14 protein-coding genes and 1 tRNA gene are annotated in these 18,224 nt (G+C 49.8%); 8 read left to right on the top strand and 7 right to left on the bottom strand.

Features of this window, described 5'->3' with window-relative positions:
- Nucleotides 1-23: 23 nt before the first annotated feature.
- Nucleotides 24-920, bottom strand: a complete 897-nt coding sequence (locus tag QZ311_RS10265; RefSeq protein WP_297067402.1) for a M48 family metallopeptidase — start codon at nucleotides 918-920, stop codon at nucleotides 24-26.
- A 191-nt stretch (nucleotides 921-1,111) separates the two neighbouring features.
- Here QZ311_RS10265 and QZ311_RS10260 point away from each other — a divergent pair, with 191 nt between their 5' ends.
- The 4 genes from QZ311_RS10260 (at nucleotide 1,112) to QZ311_RS10245 (ending at nucleotide 5,282) form a co-directional block, all read left to right on the top strand.
- A complete protein-coding gene (locus tag QZ311_RS10260; protein ID WP_297067399.1) occupies nucleotides 1,112-1,861 on the top strand; it encodes an alpha/beta hydrolase in 750 nt (249 codons plus the stop codon).
- A 169-nt stretch (nucleotides 1,862-2,030) separates the two neighbouring features.
- On the top strand, nucleotides 2,031-3,446 hold the full coding sequence (locus QZ311_RS10255) for a DEAD/DEAH box helicase (protein ID WP_297067396.1): 1,416 nt from the start codon (nucleotides 2,031-2,033) through the stop codon (nucleotides 3,444-3,446).
- 57 nt (nucleotides 3,447-3,503) lie between these two features.
- Complete coding sequence (locus tag QZ311_RS10250) at nucleotides 3,504-4,517, top strand: ABC transporter ATP-binding protein (protein ID WP_297067393.1); 1,014 nt, start codon at nucleotides 3,504-3,506, stop codon at nucleotides 4,515-4,517.
- A 243-nt stretch (nucleotides 4,518-4,760) separates the two neighbouring features.
- Nucleotides 4,761-5,282, top strand: a complete 522-nt coding sequence (locus tag QZ311_RS10245; protein WP_297067390.1) for a hypothetical protein — start codon at nucleotides 4,761-4,763, stop codon at nucleotides 5,280-5,282.
- Between the two features lie 581 nt (nucleotides 5,283-5,863).
- On the opposite strand, the gene QZ311_RS10240 is transcribed toward QZ311_RS10245, so the two are convergent.
- Nucleotides 5,864-5,934, bottom strand: a tRNA-Cys gene (locus QZ311_RS10240).
- 203 nt (nucleotides 5,935-6,137) lie between these two features.
- Between QZ311_RS10240 and QZ311_RS10235 the strand changes: the two genes are divergently transcribed.
- Nucleotides 6,138-7,505, top strand: coding sequence for a C1 family peptidase (locus tag QZ311_RS10235; protein ID WP_297067465.1), 1,368 nt, complete (start codon nucleotides 6,138-6,140; stop codon nucleotides 7,503-7,505).
- A gap of 188 nt (nucleotides 7,506-7,693) precedes the next feature.
- Here the strand turns inward: QZ311_RS10235 and QZ311_RS10230 are convergent, their stop codons facing one another.
- Nucleotides 7,694-8,635: a YitT family protein gene (locus tag QZ311_RS10230; RefSeq protein ID WP_297067387.1), complete on the bottom strand. Its 942-nt coding sequence runs from the start codon at nucleotides 8,633-8,635 to the stop codon at nucleotides 7,694-7,696.
- 205 nt (nucleotides 8,636-8,840) lie between these two features.
- Between QZ311_RS10230 and QZ311_RS10225 the strand changes: the two genes are divergently transcribed.
- Nucleotides 8,841-9,419, top strand: coding sequence for a superoxide dismutase (locus QZ311_RS10225; RefSeq protein ID WP_289861965.1), 579 nt, complete (start codon nucleotides 8,841-8,843; stop codon nucleotides 9,417-9,419).
- A gap of 478 nt (nucleotides 9,420-9,897) precedes the next feature.
- Here the strand turns inward: QZ311_RS10225 and QZ311_RS10220 are convergent, their stop codons facing one another.
- From QZ311_RS10220 to QZ311_RS10205, 4 genes are all read right to left on the bottom strand, one after another.
- The gene (locus tag QZ311_RS10220) at nucleotides 9,898-11,559 is read right to left on the bottom strand and encodes an AMP-binding protein (RefSeq protein WP_297067379.1); all 1,662 of its coding nucleotides are present in this window, start codon (nucleotides 11,557-11,559) and stop codon (nucleotides 9,898-9,900) included.
- A gap of 117 nt (nucleotides 11,560-11,676) precedes the next feature.
- Entirely contained in the window at nucleotides 11,677-12,570 is an 894-nt protein-coding gene (gene miaA / locus QZ311_RS10215) for a tRNA (adenosine(37)-N6)-dimethylallyltransferase MiaA (RefSeq protein WP_297067376.1), read from the bottom strand.
- 18 nt (nucleotides 12,571-12,588) lie between these two features.
- Nucleotides 12,589-13,809: a peptidase T gene (gene pepT, locus QZ311_RS10210; RefSeq protein WP_297067373.1), complete on the bottom strand. Its 1,221-nt coding sequence runs from the start codon at nucleotides 13,807-13,809 to the stop codon at nucleotides 12,589-12,591.
- Nucleotides 13,810-14,022: 213 nt separating this feature from the next.
- On the bottom strand, nucleotides 14,023-14,715 hold the full coding sequence (locus QZ311_RS10205) for an SIMPL domain-containing protein (protein ID WP_297067370.1): 693 nt from the start codon (nucleotides 14,713-14,715) through the stop codon (nucleotides 14,023-14,025).
- Nucleotides 14,716-15,001: 286 nt separating this feature from the next.
- Between QZ311_RS10205 and mutS the strand changes: the two genes are divergently transcribed.
- Both mutS and QZ311_RS10195 read left to right on the top strand, forming a co-directional pair.
- Nucleotides 15,002-17,620: a DNA mismatch repair protein MutS gene (gene mutS, locus QZ311_RS10200; RefSeq protein ID WP_297067367.1), complete on the top strand. Its 2,619-nt coding sequence runs from the start codon at nucleotides 15,002-15,004 to the stop codon at nucleotides 17,618-17,620.
- A 38-nt stretch (nucleotides 17,621-17,658) separates the two neighbouring features.
- Entirely contained in the window at nucleotides 17,659-18,192 is a 534-nt protein-coding gene (locus QZ311_RS10195) for a hypothetical protein (protein WP_297067364.1), read from the top strand.
- Nucleotides 18,193-18,224 lie beyond the last annotated feature (32 nt).

The raw sequence follows: 18,224 nt of genomic DNA, 5'->3' as shown, positions 1-18,224 counted from the left end.
CTAAGGGGCTGTTTATAAAGCCACTAAAATGACACTGAGATAGTGCGGTTGGTCTTTGGTGCTGATTTTTTCTTGGGCGATTTGGTTTTGCCGGCGCTCTTGATTGTTGTGCCACTTGATTTATAAACGCCGGTGCGAGAGATTCCGTCGGCTTCGCAACGTTCGGTCATATGCTCGATTCGTGCTGCCGTGTCGGGGTGGTCTGAAAACATCTGGCGCAGATAGCCGCCTGAATTGCCCGACTGCTGTTCGAGTTTCTGCATTTTTTCAAATGCGTCAACCATACCCCACGGGTTCTTTCCGTGTTCTTTCAGGAAATCGTAGCCATAGTCGTCGGCTTCGCTTTCCTGTTTTTGTGAATATTTGGCATTGAGCAGCGATTGGCTGAGCTGCATGAGTTGCGATTCGGTCAGAGCGGCCATTCCGCCCCCGGCCGAAGCTATCCCGTCTTTAAGAGCGTCTTCGAGCAGCGCATTGCGGAATGCGTTTTTCGAATGGTGCTTGGCCACGTGGCCGATTTCGTGGCCGATGATGCCGAGCAGCTCGTCATCGTCCATCATATCCATCAGTGCTGAAAACACTCTCACACTGCCGTCGGCACACGCGAATGCGTTGACATCCGTGACCTTGTAGACCTTGAAATTCAATGGGATTCCATTGACATCGTTAAGGTTTTCGGTAATCTTTCTGAGACGCACCGTGTATGGATCATCTTCAGATGCCACAGGATTGTTCTTGTCCATCCAGTCGACAGACTCCTTCACATAGGCCGCCATCTGGGCGTCGGTTAGAGTAGCAGCCTGCACAGCCTTTGTCCCGGCGCTGATGATTCGGCTGAGGTCAAACTGTGCCGAGGCCGGGATTGTGGTGGCGCTGAGGGCGAGCGCTACGGCAAATGACTTCAGAAGATTCGTTTTCATGACCGTGTGTTTTAATTCATTCTGAATATGTCTGGCAATGAATACTGAATAGGCTGCAAATCTGTTAGAATTCAGCGGAATTTGTCGTATATTTGCAGTCATGCAATATCATTCATCATATTAGTATAAAAACAATCAAGACAGATATGGAGTTTAAGAATCTCATCAAATCGTTAGCTATTTTATTGTCAATGGCAGGGATGTCCCTGTCGGCCCAAGCACAGGGCAAAGTGATTGAAATTGACAGTCCTAAAATGACGGTCTTTCTTCCGCCAGCGGGACTTGAAAACGGAAAAGCGCTTGTCGCGCTCCCCGGTGGAGGATACTCCCATCTCGCGGTCAATCACGAGGGATTCCATTGGGCGCCGTTCTACAATCAGCTTGGTCTTGCTTATGCCGTCCTTGAATATTCCATGCCCAAGGGTGACCACACCATCCCTATGGCCGACGTTGACGCTGCGTTCAAGATAATGGCCGACAGTGCCTCGCGATGGGGTTTCCATCCCGACAGCATAGGCATAATGGGTTCATCGGCCGGAGGACATCTTGCATCTACAATGGCCACCCATCCTACCGAAAACTGCCGTCCTGCATTCCAGATATTGTTTTATCCAGTCATATCAATGGACCCCGGCCTGACCCATAAAGGTTCTCGCAGGGGATTTCTGGGAGAGAATCCGTCCGGAGAACTTGAGACAGCCTATTCTTCGGAAAAGCAGGTGAATTCCGCTACACCAAGGGCTCTCATGCTCCTTAGCGCTGACGACAAGACTGTAGTTCCGGCCAACAGTCTCCGTTATTTCGAAGCACTCAACAAAGCCGGTGTGCCGTCTTCGCTGATTGTCTATCCGACCGGCGGCCACGGTTGGGGCTATCGTGAAAAATTCAGATATCACGACAATGTGCTTTCCGAAATCACCTCGTGGCTGAAAAGCCTCTGACGTATGGAGAAGATAAACTTTAATTATTGTTGAATAATAATTGTGGCATGCCGTGGGGGGGGAAGATACTCTCCACGGCGTTTTTTATTGGCTTCAAACAGTGGATGCGTGTTTTGTGTATCGGAAACTTTTGAGTACATTTGCATCCTAATTGACACAATGCACATATATGAGATTTGACGAGCTCGACCTTAGCGACGATATTCTTGACGCACTCGACGCGATGCGTTTTGACGAGTGTACACCGATTCAGGAACAGGCCATCCCGGTGATTCTTGAAGGCCGCGACCTTATAGCGGTCGCACAGACCGGCACTGGAAAGACTGCCGCATATCTGCTTCCTGTAATCGACCGCCTTGCCGAACTTCCTGAAGCCAAGGACTATGTGAACTGCATCGTCATGTCGCCGACCCGCGAGCTTGCCCAGCAGATCGACAGGCAGATGGAAGGGTTTGCCTATTTTGTCCCTGTCAGCAGTGTGGCCATCTATGGTGGCACTGACGGCGCGACTTTCGCTCAGCAGCAGAGGGGACTGAAGATGGGTGCTGATGTGGTCATCGCCACTCCGGGCCGTCTGCTCGCCCATCTTCAGATGGGATATGTCGATTTGTCGAAGGTTTCATATTTCATACTCGACGAGGCCGACCGCATGCTTGACATGGGCTTTTATGACGACATAATGCAGATTGTCAAGCATCTGCCGAAGGAACGTCAGACGCTGATGTTCTCCGCCACGATGCCTCCGAAAATCCAGCAGATGGCTAAGGCCATCCTCAATAATCCGGCCGAGGTGAAGATTGCGGTCTCGCGTCCTACCGAGAAGATTGACCAGTCGGCATTCGTCTGTCATGAAGGGCAGAAGACCGGTATCCTGCGCCATCTGTTCAAAACCGCGCATTCCCAAAGAGTCATTGTGTTCTCGTCCTCGAAACTCAAGGTTAAGGAGCTGAGCCGTGAACTGCGCAAGGCCAAGATAAAGACCGGCGAGATGCACTCTGATCTTGAGCAGGCCGAACGTGATCAGGTGATGCACGATTTCAGGGCAGGACGGCTTGATGTGCTTGTGGCCACCGACATATTGTCGCGTGGTATCGACATCGATGATATATCGATGGTGGTAAATTACGATGTCCCGCATGAGGCTGAGGACTATGTCCACCGTATAGGCCGCACGGCCCGTGCGAATGCCGACGGAATGGCTGTCACGCTCATCAGTCAGCGCGAGCAGGCGAAATTCGGTCAGATTGAGTCGTTTCTGGGCTATGAGGTGAGGAAGCAGGATGTTCCGTCAGAACTCGGAGAAGCTCCGGCCTATAATCCGGCGCAACGCAGCCGGCAGAATGCCAATCGTTCCGGTGGCCGCAGAAACGGTCATGGAGGTAATAATAACCGCCAACATAATAACAACCGTCAGCATTCCAATAACCGTCAGCAAGCCGGAAGGAACACCACTCAGGCAAAAGACGGCAGACAGAATCAGGCGAAACCTGAGGCTAATGCCAATTCCGGTAAGCCTAAACGCAACAACAACCGAGGCCGTAGGCCGGGTGGAGCAGGCCGGAAATCGCCAAAAGCATCGGAATGACGTAAAGTGTCATAGCTCTCTTGCCGGTGCGCTATCTGTAAGAAATGAAAAAATTCTATGGCTGATCAACAGGAAACCATAAGGCTGAGCCATCTTGACACTGGCTATTGTGTCAGGAACGACAGTGTCGCTGTGACCAAGGATATAAATGCGTCGTTGTATTCGGGTGAACTGACGTGTCTGCTCGGTCCTAACGGTGCAGGCAAGTCGACGCTGCTGAAGACGCTTACCGGCTTCATCGCTCCTCTGCGTGGAGAAATAATGATCGGTTCGAAAGCGCTGACCGAATATTCCGATTCAGAACTTGCCAAGGTGATAAGTGTTGTGCTTACTGAAAGGTTGAGTGTCAGCAACATGACTGTCGGAGAGTTGGTCGGGATGGGGCGCAGTCCATACACAGGTTTCTGGGGGCGCATGGATAGACGTGACAGAGAAATTGTCGACGAGGCTATTGCGCTTGTTGGCATAGAGGCGCTGAGAGGGCGGATGGTCCAGACGCTGAGCGATGGTGAGCGACAGAAGGTGTTGATTGCAAAATCTCTTGCGCAGGAGACCCCTGTCATATTCCTTGACGAGCCTACAGCCTTCCTTGACTATCCGAGCAAAGTGGAGGTGATGCAGCTGCTTCAGAATCTCTCAAGGGAGAAGGATAAGACTATATTTCTGTCGACCCATGATCTTGAACTTGCGCTTCAGATTGCAGATAAGATATGGCTTCTTGACAAGCCCCACGGAGTATCGATCGGGACTCCCGAGGATCTTTCGCTGAACGGCGATATGGGGAGGTATTTCCAGCGTGACGGAGTGGTGTTTGACATTGAATCAGGTTTGTTCAGAATCAACCACAGGATTTCGGGAACGGTTGGTCTCACCGGATGTCAGCCATATGTCAATATGGTCAGAAAAGCCCTTTCCCGTCAGGGGCTTGCGGTGACGGATGATTGCAGTCCGAACGTGATAATCAGGGCTGATGCAGCGGGCTATTCTATAAATGACGGGATATGCCATAAATCCGTAGGCGAGTTATTGGATGCGCTGAAAAAACTGTCGGACGGCAGTCAGAAATGCTGATTCGGACGGCGGTTGCTATATAATATAGGTATTAAGGGGAAAAAAGGGGTCGATTGGTCTGAAAATATGGCGTTTCGAAAAGGTTTAATCAGCGGTGTGCATTTTTGTGATTATTTATGAGGTTATGGTCTAAATGGTTAAATTACGGTTAAAACTACAGGCCGGGTTAAACGATTTGATGATGTGGGGGTCAAACAGACAAACAAAACGAAATAAACACAAAAATAAAACAGTACAATAGAAATGAAAAAGAAAGTATTAGGTTTAGCAATTGCAGCAATATCACTCTTTGCATTCAACGGTATGGCACAGACTCCGTCAAATCAGACATGTCCGCTTAATAAGGAAAATGTAAAATGCAAAAAGAATGAAAAACGTACTTGCTGCAAGGCTGTAAATCCATTTGAAGGTCTCAACCTTAGCGATTCGCAGAAGTCGCAGCTTCAGCAGCTCGACAGCAAGCGTAAGGCTGCCCGCCAACAGCAGGCTCAGAGCCGTAAAGAGACAAAACAGCGCAATGATTCAGCCCGTATGGCTGCACGTCGTGCAGAGAAGAAATCTTATCTTGAAGAGGTAAAGGCTATCATCGGTCCTGAGCAGTATGTGGTTTTCCTTGAAAACATGTATGTCAATGGTGGAGGAAAGCAGAATGGTGGCAAGGCTTTGATGAAGCATGATAAGAGCCGTAAAGGAAAGATTGCAGGTCACCGTCACGGTCAGCAAAAAAATAAGACCCATGCTGCCATCGGACAGTCAGCCTCATGAATCCGATAAGTGTGGATGTCACAGAGGCAAGGAACGATTGGATGTCGCCTGACTGAATCAAAAAAGGTATAATAGACAAAAATGGTTGGTAAAACAACCATAATGGATTAAATATTAGTAAAATTTAGCAGCTTTGATGAATCCGTGTTCATCAAAGCTGCTTTTTATTTTGGTTTGAGCCTTTTTTATGCAAAACCGGCTCACCTACGCGAATTAGGACAGGTTGGACATTTTGGGTGATGAATTGCAATGCAAAAGTTCTGAGTGGACATTTTGGGTGATAACCATGCGCCGTTTTTTACCATGCACCCAAATTGGGCGCGGTCAAACCGGGTTTTGCAGCTGCCCCGTTTTTAACGGTTCAACCGGATTTTTACATTGACCCGCAATATGGCTCTAAGTAACTGGTCTGGTTTCATTTTGCAAAGATAACACTATACTCCGACAGCACCTCCGCCCACCGGAAAAATCCGCTGACCCAAAAATCCGCTGACCCACAAGCCGGCTTGAAAGTTTTTACCGGACAATAATAAAGAATAACTCCGAAACTTTTGAAAGCAAGTTTCGGAGTTATTCTTTTGAGGTTCCTAGCAGATTCGAACTGCTGTAAACGGTTTTGCAGACCGGCGCCTAACCACTCGGCCAAGGAACCATATCGTGGTTTTTACGTGTGCAAAGTTAGGCCTTTATTTTGAATTCTGCAAATTTTTTGAAATAAAATTTATGTAAAAGAATTTTTATGATTCGTGAATATTTGCTAAATTTGCCATGTAATAAACTTTAAATAAGTAGTATTTAACCAAATAGTCACAGCCCATGAAAAAATCACTATTTATTATCGGAGCTGCATTTTCGATGGCATTTCCATCTATTTTAGCTGCAACCCCTGATAAGACAGGCGGAATTTCGCAGGCGGATATTGAAAATTTCCGCTCGGCCTATGAAAAAACTCCTGCCAATAAAGCGATTCACAATGCGATTGCCAACAATGACATCAATTCGCTTGCAGTCAACCATGACAATAAGAACAATTTTGATGCGACTTTATCACACCGTGTGAAGAGCAATGGCATAACCAATCAGCGCTCGTCGGGACGTTGCTGGCTTTTTACTGGCTTGAATGTGCTGCGTGCACAGATGATGCGCGACCACAATCTGCCTAAGCTTGAACTCTCGCAGAGCTACAATTTTTTCTGGGATCAGCTTGAAAAATCAAATCTTTTCCTTCAGGGCATAATCGATACGGCTTCACTGCCGTCGGATGACCGCAAGGTCGACTGGCTCTTCGACCATCCTCTCAGCGACGGAGGCCAGTATACAGGCATCGCCGACAATCTTATGAAATATGGTGTAGTTCCCATTGAAGTGATGGGAGAGAGCAACAGCAGCAAGTCGACAGCGACAATGCGCCGTCTGCTCGGCCTCCGTCTGCGTGAAGATGGCCTTGAGCTGCGCAAACTCGCCGCTTCAGGACAAAACACTTCGGCTCTCGTGGCACGCAAGAAGGAGATGCTTAAGGAAATCTACCGTATGCTTGCGCTTAATCTCGGCGAGCCTCCGACGGAGTTCACATGGTCGCGCCGCGACAAGGACGGAAATGTGGTGAGCACGGAGACCTACACTCCGCAGTCGTTCTACAAGACATTTGCAGGCAACGACCTGAAGAACGATTATGTGATGCTGATGAACGATCCCACACGCGAGTACTATAAATTGTATGAAATCGAGTTTGACCGTCATGGATATGACGGCTACAACTGGACATATGTCAATCTCCCGATCGAGGACATAAAGAAGATGGCTATCGCTTCGATCAAGGACGAGAATGCGATGTATTTCTCATGTGATGTCGGTAAGTTCATCGACCGCGAGAGAGGTGTGCTCGATATTGACAATTTCGATTATGATTCGCTGTTCGGCACAAAGTTCGGCATGGATAAGGCCGACCGTATCCGCACCCATTCGTCGGCTTCATCGCATGCGATGACCCTCGTGGCAGTGGATCTCGATGCCAACGACACTCCTAAGAAATGGATGGTGGAAAACAGCTGGGGCAAGGGCGCTAACGACGGCCATCTCATCATGACCGACAAGTGGTTTGACGAGTATATGTTCCGCCTTGTTGTCAATAAGAAATATATCACGCCCAAGGTCAAGGAGGTTCTAAAGCAGAATCCGACCCTTCTCCCGCCGTGGGATCCGATGTTTGCAGATGAGGAATAAAATTTTCATCGGTATGACGATATGAATTCATAATGACGATATGAATTCATAATGACGATATGAATTCATATCTGACAGGTGAACGATAAAAAACGAAGAGGCAATCCATGAGTGGGTTGCCTCTTCGCTTTTTCAATTGTCTCTGTAGTGTGTTGACCGACGGATGTGAAATCTGTGATTCGGCCGTTTTATTGTTTTTTCTTGATTTTAAGGCGGTCGAAGCCGTTGCCGTAGACACTCCGGACTGTGGATGTGGTGACATAGGCTGTCGGGTCGACTTCGTGTGCGATACGGAATATATTGTAAGCGTCGCCCTGACGACACCAGACGAGCATCATTTTTTTCTCATTGCCGGTCCAGTAGCCCTGCGCGTCCCAGACGGTTGCACCGCGTCCGGTTTCGTGGGTGATGCGATAGGCCATCTCGTCCCACTTCTCGGAAAGGATGATGAACTGTATGGTCTGCTTCCCTTGGGCTATGTATCTGTCGGCAAGCCATGAGTAGAGCACTATGGCGAGAAGGCCGAAGATGATGGTCTGTGTTCGTGCCTGTATGCGTGCTTCCATGTCGCCGTCGAATGGGAGGAAGAACGACAGAGCCACTATTGTCACGTCGATTATCATCATTACACGCCCCATGCTGATGTCTGTCTTATGTGACATGATAGCCGCCACGATGTCAGTGCCGCCGGTCGTCCCGTTATGGCTGTAGTATATTCCTATGCCAAATCCGAGAAGGACTCCTCCCATCATGACGCTCATCGGTGTGCTTGTGACAAGCGGCGGGTGTGAGGTGAAATATCCCTCGACCATACCGATGAGTACCGATAGCATGGTCATACCGAAGATTGTGCGGAGTACGAAGCCTCGGCCGAGATATTTATAACCGAATATCAGAAGTATTATGTTTGTACCGTACATAACGGCGGCCACCGGGAGCAGTCCGCCTGTCGCGTAGTAGATAAGTGTGCTGAAACCGGCCATGCCACCGATGACTATGTGGTGGGGGAGTATGAACACGGTGAATCCTATGGCATAGATTGCGATTCCGGCGACAATGGCGGCCCAGTCGCGGAGATTGTTGCCAAACGATTGGCTGCGGAAAATGGAAGGTAGTGGTATGAAGCTCATGGTTGAAAAGATGATTGGTTTTACCGGGGACAGCTCTGTCAGGATGCAGAGTATGATGAATGTCGCAGCAAATTTACGTGAATATTTCCGATTGGCAAATAGAAACTTGAAGCATTTCTTGAAGATATTTAACAGATGTAGCCCGAACCAAAGGCGTGTGGCGGCGTTTTTAGAGTATAACAATCTAAAAAAACAACTCGAAACTATGATTTATACACTCCCTGATTTACCATACAAGAACGATGCCTTGGCGCCTTCGATTTCGAAGGAGACAGTAGATTACCATTATGGCAAGCATGAGCGGGCCTATATCGACAATCTCAACCGTCTCATAAAGGACACGCAATATGAGGACATGGAGCTTGAGGAAATAATCACTTCCTCGTCAGGCCCGCTGTTCAACAACGCATCGCAAGCGTGGAATCATATATTCTATTTCTTCTCTTTCTCTCCCGACGGCAGCCACGAGCCTGACGGCCATCTGCGCAAGGCCATCGACGAGCAGTTCGGTTCGTTCGAACAGTTCAAGAAAGAGTTTGAAGATGCGGGAGCTTCGATTTTCGGCTCTGGCTGGGTGTGGCTTTCGAAAGATAAGGACGGAAAGCTGTTCATAACCCAGACTTCAAACGCCGGCAATCCTCTTTGTGAGGGGCTTACTCCGCTATTGGTTTTCGATGTGTGGGAACATGCCTACTATATCGACTATCGTAACCGCCGTCTCGATGCTCTCAAGGAGCTTTGGAAGATTGTCGACTGGGACATTGTAGCCAGCCGTTATATCTGACCTCAACAGCTCTATCCGGCTGACTGTCAGCAATGACGCGTGACTGTCGATGGCCGGTGAGAAGACTGAAATAAAGAAGAAATAAGTTAGAAGAGTATTATCAAAACAAGAATATAGCACTAAATAAGCATAATGTGATGAATGGAGAGAGAGGCAGTCGTGAGACCCCCTCTCTTTTTGCATATTAGAGTCTATTGATGAAAAATAAAGAGTCCGACTGACTTTATCTGTCAATCAGGCTCGTCTGTCCCTCCTTTACTTTATACTTATTCATGTTGTTCTTGTTTGACCTTTTAAAGGTTGTGATTTTTCTACTATTTGCAATCCTTTTCGACATTTTATTCGAAAAAATCGCTGTTGGTTTCTACCCTTAAGTGTGTTTCTGTTCGTTTGGTGAGGATATGATTACGGGCCTGTATCGCGTCTCCGGAGTGGAGTGATACAGGCCCGTGGATGTTTTTTGGGGTTGCCGTTTTGGTTATTTCGGCTGATAGAGGTATCGTTTGATTGAACGTTTCGGGGTCTTTTCAAATTCTTCGTTCATCAGGTTGAAGCGCTGCACCTGAGAGTAGGCCGGGAGATTTGAATTGAGGGTCTTGATGTTGTCTTCCATAAGTCCGTTGATGGCTTCTTCCGACATTCCCTGTGATGTCAGGCTTTCGATGTCGGGATAGATAAGCGCCACAAGACGGCCTTCGCCTGAATCAATGATGAGCGATTCGGCCACGTAGGGAAGATTGTTGAGCTTGTCTTCAATTTCCTCGGGGTAGATATTCTGTCCCGAAGGGCCGAGAATCATGTTTTTGTCACGGCCGCGGATATAGAGATAACCGTCGTTGTCAAGGTTGCATATATCGCCTGTCGAGAGCCATCCGTCGGCATCCATGCAGCCTTCGGTAGCTTCGGGGTTCTTGTAGTAGCCGAGCATCACATTCTCGCCTTTCACGTAGAGTATGCCGGGTTTGTTGGCCGGATCGGGGGAGTCGATGCGGGCTTCGATACGGTCGACGATGCGTCCGCAGGATGCCATGCGGTTGTCGGTCGCCGGCGAATAGGAAATCAGCGGTCCGCACTCGGTCATGCCATAGCCGACGGTGTAGGGGAATCCTATGCGGCGGAGGAACTGCTCGACATCGCGGTTGAGACCTGCGCCTCCGATGACGATTTCTTCGACGTTTCCACCGAAAGTCTCGGTCAGACGGTCCTTGATTTTGCTGAGCAGGCGTTCGTCGACAAACGGAACCATGAGCATGAGTTTCATCAGTGGCTTTTCGAGCATCGGGAATACACGTGTGCGTATGATTTTCTCGATAATGAGCGGCACGGTGACGATGTAGCGCGGTTTGACTTTGGCAAACGCTTCCATGATGATGCGTGGAGAGGGTGTGCGGGTCAGGATGTGGATATGGTTGCCGCTGACGAAGGGGCGCAGCATGTCGATGGTAAGGCCATACATGTGGGCGAGCGGAAGCATGCACACGACTCCGTCGCCGGGATTGGTGGGGAGGTTTTCGAGACAGAACTGCACGTTGGACCACAAGCTGCGGTAGGGGAGCATCACGCCTTTCGAGAAACCTGTCGAGCCGGAGGTGTAGCTGATGAGGCAGAGTTCGTCTTTAGAGTCTACGTGATAGACGACATCGTCGGGAGTGAAGCGGTCGGGATAGCGCTGGCCGAACAGTTCGTTGAGGTGGGCGCGTGCGTAGGTGAGTTTCTCGTCGTTGCTGACAATCAGCGAATAGTCCTTCACGGAGAGAGCGCCAAGAAGCGTCGGCATGCTTTCCGGGTTGAGATTTTCCCAGATATTTTCGTCGATTATCGCAAGTTTGGCCTCGCTGTGGTTGATGAGGTGCTGGATGTTGTCAGATTTGAAATCAGGAAGTATGGGGACGATGACTGCTCCGTAGGCGAGTGTGCCGATGAAGGCCACACACCACATTGAACTGTTTTTTGAACACAGTGCCACTTTGTCGCCCGGAAGGATACCGGCAGCTTCGTAGAGGAGATGGAGTTTTGCAATTTTGCGGGCTACGTCCTTGTAGGTGAGGGTTGTACCGCCGAAGTCCGTAAAGGCCGGAAGCTCCCAATATTCTTTGACTGCATCTTGGAAATATAAATTAAGGCAATCGCGGGCTTTCATGTAGATTTTTTTATTATTATGTTGTTGTCTAATTGTTTACTTATGCACACAATGGAGAGATTCGTGCAAAAACTGAGCGCAAATTTAATGAAAAAAGATTAGTTTCGCTCTATCATGCTATTTAATAAATCTTAACGCTTGCTCCAGAAGCGGTTGTGTCGGGTCGAGCAGTCTGACATTCGGATCTTTCGACAGCCACAGCAATTGTTTCTTGGCATATACGCGGGTGTTTTTGGCTATGCGCGCTATTGCAGTGTCGCGGTCCATCTTTCCTTCCATCATTGCGAATATCTCTTTGTAGCCGACGGTGTTGAGAGAGTTGAGGTGGCGGAGGTGGAAGAGTGCGCCGGCCTCGTTTTCGAGACCTTCTGAAATCATGACCCCGACGCGGGCGTTGATTCTGTCGAACAGTTGCCGGCGGTCATGGTTGATGGCCAGCTTGACTATGCGGAAGGGGCGTTCCTTTTTCCGGCCCGTGCGCAGGGTGGAGTAGGGCACTCCGGCTTCCATGCAGATTTCAATGGCATGGACGAGGCGCTTGTGGTTGGAGCGGTCGGCTGTGGCGAGATAGTCGGGGTCGAGCCGTGAAAGGGTGCTGCACAAGGCCTCGAGGCCACCGTTTTCATATATAGCCATCGCTTCGGCACGCGTGGCGGGTGAGATTGTCGGCAGTTCGTCGATGCCACGGGTGATGGCGTCGATATACATCATTGAGCCGCCACACATCACCGCATAGTCGCTCCGCGTCCAGATTTCATTGAGAATCCTGAGTGCGTCCTCTTCAAACATGGCCGCAGAATAGTAGTCATGTAGGTCAAGGACTCCTATGAGGTGGTGACGGACGCGTGAGAGTTCGGCCTGAGTCGGAGCGGCTGTCCCTATGGGCAGGTCGCGAAAAAGCTGGCGCGAATCAGCCGACACTATTTCAGTGTCGAGTGATTCGGCCAGCTCTATGGCGAGTGAGGTCTTTCCGCTTGCGGTCGGACCTGTGACTATTACAAGTGTCTTCAATTATCGAACGGGTGAATTTTACTTCTCGGCAACGAGACGGGCAATCTCGACAATCACCTGAGTGGCTTTTTCCATCGAGGGGATGGGCACGAATTCGTAGCGGCCGTGGAAATTAAGGCCTCCGGCAAAAATGTTGGGACAGGGAAGACCCTTGAACGAGAGCTGCGCGCCGTCAGTTCCGCCACGGATGGGCTGTACTTTTGGTGTGACGTCGACATTCTTCATGGCCTGTACTGCTACGTCGATAATGTGCATGACGGGCTCGATTTTCTCACGCATGTTGTAGTACTGGTCCTTGATTTCAATCGAGGCGCAGTCGGGGAACTCGTTGTTGATTTTGCGGGTGAGGTGTTCAAGTTCCTTTTTGCGGCGTTCGAAACGGTCGCGGTCATGGTCGCGGACAATGTAGGTGAGCACAGTTTCCTCGACCGATCCTTCGAATGACACGAGATGATAGAATCCCTCGTAGCCTTCGGTGTGTTCCGGAGTTTCCCAGCGCGGGAGCATGATGACAAACTGGTTGGCTATGCGGATTGAGTTTATCATCTTGTGTTTGGCGTAGCCGGGATGTACATTTCGACCCTTGAATGTGATTTTGGCGACAGCGGCGTTGAAGTTCTCATATTCAAGTTCGCCGATTTCTCCGCCGTCCATCGTATATCCCCAGTCAGCGCCGAAGAGGTCGACATCGAATTTATGTGCGCCCTGTCCGATTTCTTCGTCAGGATTGAACGCGATGCGTATGTCGCCGTGTTTGATGTCGGGATGCTTGATGAGGTGGTCGACTGCGGTGATGATTTCGGCGATACCGGCCTTGTCGTCAGCTCCGAGAAGTGTGTTGCCATCGGTCACGATGAGATCCTGTCCGACGTAGTTGAGAAGTTCGGGGAACTGCGAGGGGCTGAGAGTAATTCCGGCCGATGCGTTGAGGACGATGTCGCCACCGTCATATTCCTCTACGATGCGCGGGCAGACATGCTTGCCGCTGAGATCGGGCGATGTGTCGAGGTGGGCGATGAAACCGATTGTCGGGACATCCTTGTCGGTGTTGCCCTTGAGGGTGGCCATGAGATAACCGTTGTCATCAAGGGTGATGTCGGTGAGACCCATGTCGCGGAGTTCCTTTTCAAGATGCCGGGCGAAAATCATCTGACCCGGAGTGGAGGGAGTGAGGTTTGTAAGTTCGTCGCTCTGAGTGTCGAACTTCACATATTCTAAAAAACGGTCAACTACTGTCATGATGTAGAGATTGTTGAAATATATTCGTTTTTGAAAATCAGGACTACAAATGTAGTGACTTTTTCCCGCACAGCCAACAAAAAGTCCGAAATAACATGGCGAGGGGCATGCGAACACAGCGATAGCGGGATATAGATAAATCAATATCCCCGGATGAAAAAAATCAGCCGGGGATAGTTTTTTTAAGTTTTGTCAAGTCGGAAATGCGCTCAATCAGTCTTCGAGATAGTAGACTATGGTGGAGACTACGCGGACTTTCTTGATGAATGGGGTCGATGAGTCGCTGTCGTCGATTGAGAACTGTCCCTGTGAGGCGGTCTTGATTTTTCCGACGCGGCTTTCGCTGTCGGCTGCAAACTGGTCGGCTGCGGCACGGGCGTTTTTGGTCGCTTCGGCTATCATTTCGGGTTTGATGGAGTTGAGACCTGTGAACTGATAGTTGATATATGAATTGGAGAAAGCGATTCCTTCCTTGAGCAGTTCAGACTGGCGGTTGAGCAGCTCGCGCACCTTCTGCACTTTCTTTGTGGTCACGGTGACGGTGCAGTTGATTGAATAATTATAGGAGAATGAGTCTGAGCGATAGCGGTTTGAAGTAGCGTCGTAGGTGTCGGGCGGATTTACGGAAATTTCGTCCTGACTGATGCCGTTGGAGGTGAGGAATTTAACGATGATGTCGTTGTTGGAGCTTACTTTGTTGTAGAGGGTCTGGAGATCGTTGCCTGCGAGTGAATATGTGATTGGCCAAGTGACAAGATCGGCCGGGACTTCGCGCTCGGCAAGTCCGCGGACAGTCACTTCGCGGTCACGGAAAGCGATGTTGTCAATGCCGGCCTTCAGCAGAATGCCGACAATCACCAGCCCGACGGCAATCAGCCCGGCTGAGATAACGGAATTGGATTTCATAATGTGTCTGTTTTAAATTAGGGTGATTTATAATTAGAATTTGGAACTGTCGATAAAGTCATGAAGTTCGCGTGGAAAAACAGCTGTGTCGTCTATCATGAAAAAACAAAATTACAAATATTTGTTCAATACCTCTAATAGCGGAGCTGAATTTTTGGCCGAAAGTTTATAAATTTGTAGTCCGAAACAAAGAGGCTGCTAAAAATTCAGATTGATTTCTTTTCGGACAATCCCGAAAGCGGCCTTGACAAACGAAGATTTTATTTAAGATACGATATAAAGCACCATGGCAAAGAAGATCGCTGAGACTCCGTTGATGAAACAGTATATGGCAATGAAAGAAAAGCACCCGGATGCAGTCCTGTTGTTCAGAGTGGGTGACTTTTACGAGACTTTTTCGGAGGATGCGATAGCGGCTTCAGAGATTCTTGGAATTACTCTGACTCGCAGGGCCAACGGCTCGGCGCAATATGTCGAGCTTGCCGGTTTCCCCCATCATGCACTTGACACCTATCTGCCTAAACTCGTGAGGGCGGGTAAACGTGTGGCCATATGTGAGCAGCTCGAAGATCCGAAGACAACCAAGAAACTCGTAAAGCGTGGCATTACCGAACTCGTGACGCCGGGTGTGTCAATCAACGACACTCTGCTCGACAATCGTGAGAATAACTTCCTTGCCGCCTTGAATTTCACCAAACAGAATGTCGGGGTGGCGTTTCTTGACATTTCGACCGGTGAATTTCTCGCTGCGGAGGGGTCGGCCGACTACATAGAGAAGCTTCTTGCAAATTTCGCGCCTAAAGAGGTGCTTGTCGAGCGAGGAAAGAAACGTCTGATAGAGGACAGTTTCGCCGAACACTATCTTGCCTTCGAGCTTGACGACTGGATTTTTACGGAAGATGCGGCCATGGACCGCCTGCTCAAACAGTTTGAAACAAATTCGCTGAAGGGGTTCGGCATACATGCCATGCACGCCGCCGTAGTAGCCGCAGGAGCTATTCTCCACTATCTCGACATAACGCAACACACACGGATTTCACACATCACTTCTATCGCGCGTGTCGAGGAGGAGAAGGCTGTCAGGCTCGACCGCTTCACGGTGCGCAATCTTGAGCTTGTCGCCTCCATGAGTGAGGATGGAAAGAGCCTGCTTGACGTGATTGACCGCACGGTCAGCCCGATGGGCGCGCGCCTGTTGCGGCGTTGGGTGCTGTTTCCACTGAAGGATTCGCGCGAGATTAACCGCCGTCTCGATATCGTCGACTATTTCTTCCGCTCTCCCGACCACCGCGAAGGCCTCAAGGATGCCTTGGGACAGATTGGTGACCTCGAACGCCTGATTGCGAAGGTTTCAGCCGGGCGTGTCAATCCGCGCGAACTTGTGCAGCTGCGCCATGCGCTGGCTATGATTGACCCGATCCGCCGCATTTGTCTCGAATCAGGCCAGCCAGCTCTCGAAAGCATCGGCGAGCAGCTGAATCCGTGTACCGGGATTGCCGAACGCATCGAAAAGGAAATCAATCCGGATCCGCCTACGGCTATCAACCGCGGTCCGGTGATACGTGAAGGAGTCGACAGTGAGCTTGACGAGCTTCGTGAAATCGCCTACAAGGGTAAGGACTATCTTCTGCGTTTGCAGCAGCGTGAGAGCGCGTTGACCGGCATTCCGTCGCTTAAGGTGGCCTACAACAATGTGTTCGGCTACTATATCGAAGTCACAAACACCCACAAAGACAAAGTGCCTGCCGAGTGGATACGCAAGCAGACTCTTGTCAATGCCGAGCGCTATATCACACAGGAACTCAAGGAGTATGAAGAAAAAATCCTGACCGCGCAGGACCGCATCGCAATCATCGAGCAGCGCATCTATACGACTCTCGTGCATGACCTGTGTGCATATATTCCGGCGATTCTGCTCGACGCCCAAATGGTGGCGCGTCTCGACGTGTTCAGCTCTTTCACTCGTGTTGCGCTTGAAAACCGCTACAACCGTCCGGTTGTCGACGATTCGCTTGAGCTGTCGATTGTCGAGGGACGCCATCCGGTTATCGAAAAGGAGCTTCCTCCGGGTGAACCGTACATCACCAACACCGTCAATCTGTCGAACAACGGCACGCAGGTGATGATGATTACAGGCCCTAACATGTCGGGTAAGTCGGCCTTGCTCCGCCAGACGGCGCTCAACGTCCTGCTGGCACAGATAGGTTCGTTTGTGGCTGCCGACAGCGCCCGTATAGGCGTGGTCGATAAGATTTTCACCCGCGTCGGCGCGAGTGACAATATTTCGCTCGGAGAGTCGACTTTCATGGTCGAGATGAACGAGGCGGCTTCGATACTCAACAATATGAGCGAGCGGTCACTGATTCTTTTCGACGAGCTCGGACGTGGAACATCGACATACGATGGCATTTCAATCGCTTGGGCAATCGTGGAACACATACACGAGCACGGTGGCATCCACCCGAAAACTCTTTTCGCCACCCACTATCATGAGCTGAATGAAATGGAGAAGAGTTTCAGCCGTGTGGTCAACTATAATGTGTCGGTTCGCGAGATTGACGGCAAGGTGGTGTTTCTCCGCAAACTTGCGCGCGGCGGCAGCGAGCATAGTTTCGGCATACATGTGGCCAAGCTTGCAGGCATGCCGCAGTCGATAGTCCGTAGGGCTGACGAGGTGCTTGTACATCTTGAAAAAGTGAACCGCGACAGCGACGAGCGTGTAGCCAAAAATCTCTCCGGCGTGGCCGATACGGCCGAGGGGGTGCAGCTGTCGTTTTTCCAGCTTGACGATCCGGTGCTCGCACAGCTGCGCGACGAGATTCTTGGAATCGACATCAACAATCTGACTCCCATGGCGGCACTCAACAAGCTCCATGACATCAAGACGATTCTCACAGGAAAGTAGCAGACCACGAATTGCAGTCATTTCATGACAACAGGTTTATGATGAAAACATTTTTTATTTTCCTGTCGCTGCTTGTCGCCGTTACCGCTAAAGCGCAGACTGAAGAGCATGCTTTTAAAGCTTCGCTCTATGGCGGGTTATATGTAAATAATGAGCAGGCATGGTCTGTCGAACCGTCACTGACACGTTTTTTCCATAAATATCTTGGAGTGGCATTCGGGATGGAGTTGACATCGCAATACAATCAGCCAAGCCGCATTACAACGATTGACGGACATGAGGCGAGACTAAGTGGCAATGAACAAAATGTCGCATGGGTGATATTCAAACCGTCTGTTGTCTTAAAGTCGCCTTATGTCTGGAACGGGGCAGACGGACTGTACCGTCTGTGGCTACAGGCTGAGCCGGGAATAAATCTTGCATGTCCTTTCAAAAATTCACTTACATATGAAATAATGGATTTCAATGGCAATGTAGGCTCTGTGTCCGGCTACCGCAAGTTTTCAAACAAAGATTTGGAATGGTTCTATTGGAATGCTCGCTTCTCGGTAAATAACGTGAGTTCGACATAAGTAATCAGAACAACGTCAGTTGCTTGTCAGCG

It is taken from the genome of uncultured Duncaniella sp., assembly GCF_910578445.1.
Classification (GTDB): domain Bacteria; phylum Bacteroidota; class Bacteroidia; order Bacteroidales; family Muribaculaceae; genus Duncaniella.
The sequence above is the reverse complement of the archived record's forward strand: the minus strand, read 5'-3'. Positions and strand labels throughout refer to the sequence as shown.

What these genes read in the sequence shown, in the direction of transcription:
- QZ311_RS10230 (WP_297067387.1), bottom strand. Translation starts at nt 8,635, where the DNA reads ATGAGCTTCATACCACTACCTTCCATTTTCCGCAGCCAATCGTTTGGC.
- QZ311_RS10225 (WP_289861965.1), top strand. Translation starts at nt 8,841, where the DNA reads ATGATTTATACACTCCCTGATTTACCATACAAGAACGATGCCTTGGCG.
- mutS (WP_297067367.1), top strand. Translation starts at nt 15,002, where the DNA reads ATGGCAAAGAAGATCGCTGAGACTCCGTTGATGAAACAGTATATGGCA.
- QZ311_RS10260 (WP_297067399.1), top strand. Translation starts at nt 1,112, where the DNA reads ATGGCAGGGATGTCCCTGTCGGCCCAAGCACAGGGCAAAGTGATTGAA.
- QZ311_RS10265 (WP_297067402.1), bottom strand. Translation starts at nt 920, where the DNA reads ATGAAAACGAATCTTCTGAAGTCATTTGCCGTAGCGCTCGCCCTCAGC.
- QZ311_RS10255 (WP_297067396.1), top strand. Translation starts at nt 2,031, where the DNA reads ATGAGATTTGACGAGCTCGACCTTAGCGACGATATTCTTGACGCACTC.
- QZ311_RS10245 (WP_297067390.1), top strand. Translation starts at nt 4,761, where the DNA reads ATGAAAAAGAAAGTATTAGGTTTAGCAATTGCAGCAATATCACTCTTT.
- QZ311_RS10250 (WP_297067393.1), top strand. Translation starts at nt 3,504, where the DNA reads ATGGCTGATCAACAGGAAACCATAAGGCTGAGCCATCTTGACACTGGC.
- QZ311_RS10195 (WP_297067364.1), top strand. Translation starts at nt 17,659, where the DNA reads ATGATGAAAACATTTTTTATTTTCCTGTCGCTGCTTGTCGCCGTTACC.
- QZ311_RS10205 (WP_297067370.1), bottom strand. Translation starts at nt 14,715, where the DNA reads ATGAAATCCAATTCCGTTATCTCAGCCGGGCTGATTGCCGTCGGGCTG.
- QZ311_RS10220 (WP_297067379.1), bottom strand. Translation starts at nt 11,559, where the DNA reads ATGAAAGCCCGCGATTGCCTTAATTTATATTTCCAAGATGCAGTCAAA.
- pepT (WP_297067373.1), bottom strand. Translation starts at nt 13,809, where the DNA reads ATGACAGTAGTTGACCGTTTTTTAGAATATGTGAAGTTCGACACTCAG.
- QZ311_RS10235 (WP_297067465.1), top strand. Translation starts at nt 6,138, where the DNA reads ATGGCATTTCCATCTATTTTAGCTGCAACCCCTGATAAGACAGGCGGA.